We start from the raw sequence: 1,314 nt of genomic DNA, 5'->3' as shown, positions 1-1,314 counted from the left end.
AGTTGTGTCTAGCGGCAAAATTATCCTTGTCGGTAAAATTACTGCTTATAACTTTCGCTTGCTCGGTTTGTGCTAGTACCGAATTTAAATATTCGGGGAGTAAAAAAATAGAAACGGTAATAGCCGCAAACGAGCTGAATAGGATCTTCATCTCAGGCGGTGAAGTTATAGAAGTTATAGGCGACGAGAATAAGTATTCTCTCTACTGGAGCGGTGATTTTCGCAATTTGTTTATTAAGCCGAAAATAGAGGTCGGCGAGACTATAGAATTAAGCTTAATAATACCGCAGGGAGGAGCGCAGGATATTAGATTTACGGTAGGTGATACGGCGGCACAGACAATATTTATCAATGTAGGCGGTGAGATAACCTCTTCTTTACCGGGTAGCGGCGTTACGCCAAGTACAAACCCGCAGCTAAAATCCGAAATTGCGCTAATGATGAGAGCAATGATCGAGAATGAAAAGGGCAAATATTACGTAACCGGTGTTAAACGTACCTTGCAACAAACTAAAGAGCGGCTTATTACCCAACATTTAAGCTACCGTTACCGGTATTTAAGCGGCGGATGCTTGTCGGTAAAAAACTTGACCGCTAAACCTTTAAATTTACTTGAGGCCGATTTTAGTAATCTTTTTAAGAATACGGTAGCGATTAATTTTGAATCAAACGTGATAAAGCCGCAAGGAACGATAAGAATATTTATTGTCACAAAAGAAGGTGAGCATGATTGATAAATTAAAAAATATTCGGCAAAAGATTGTTAATTTTAAGAGGAAGCAACCCGCTAACTCTGAAGACGGGCAAGTTCAAAACGATAATCTTGCGGTTCCGAATTCCGAGAACTCTATTCAAGCTAAGAAAAAGCATGATTTAATAGTGCTGTTAAGTCTTGCGGTCACCGTAATAATAGGGCTTATCTTCATGCAATATCGTTCAAATTCTTCAAGCGGTACGGGTAGTGATATCGATTCAAAAGCTCCGTTAAAGCTCGAGGTAGCAAGTCATGCTCTAGATATAGATAAAATGTGGCGTAACCATTTTGAAGATAAGTTAACGGATGCTAAAACGTCTGCCGACGAAAAGCTAAAGCTAATAGAGAATAGCATTAACGAGCAATCGGTAGCTTATACTAATCAACTTAAAACCGAGATCGAAAAACTAAAAGCACAAATGCAATATCTATCGGAAGAGCAGGCTTCTTCAAGGAGAGAATTTGCAAATGCTAGAGTAAAATCCGAGGAAGAAGACAAATCTCGGCAAAGTAACCGGCCGCAAATAGACGAATCTCGGATTACGGTAAATCATATGGAC

At 39.6% G+C, this 1,314-nt stretch carries 2 protein-coding genes; both read left to right on the top strand.

Annotation, left to right across the window (positions count from 1 at the left end):
• A partial coding sequence (locus Trichorick_RS09210) for a TraK domain-containing protein (RefSeq protein WP_323739353.1) occupies nucleotides 1-734 on the top strand: 734 nt, incomplete at its 5' end.
• The coding region (locus Trichorick_RS09205) for a hypothetical protein (protein ID WP_323739352.1) at nucleotides 727-1,314 on the top strand (588 nt) is incomplete at its 3' end. The genes Trichorick_RS09210 and Trichorick_RS09205, both read left to right, overlap by 8 nt.

This window comes from Candidatus Trichorickettsia mobilis, assembly GCF_034366785.1.
Taxonomy (GTDB): domain Bacteria; phylum Pseudomonadota; class Alphaproteobacteria; order Rickettsiales; family Rickettsiaceae; genus Trichorickettsia; species Trichorickettsia mobilis_A.
Note: the sequence above shows the minus strand (reverse complement) of the source record. Positions and strands in the feature narration are given on the sequence as shown.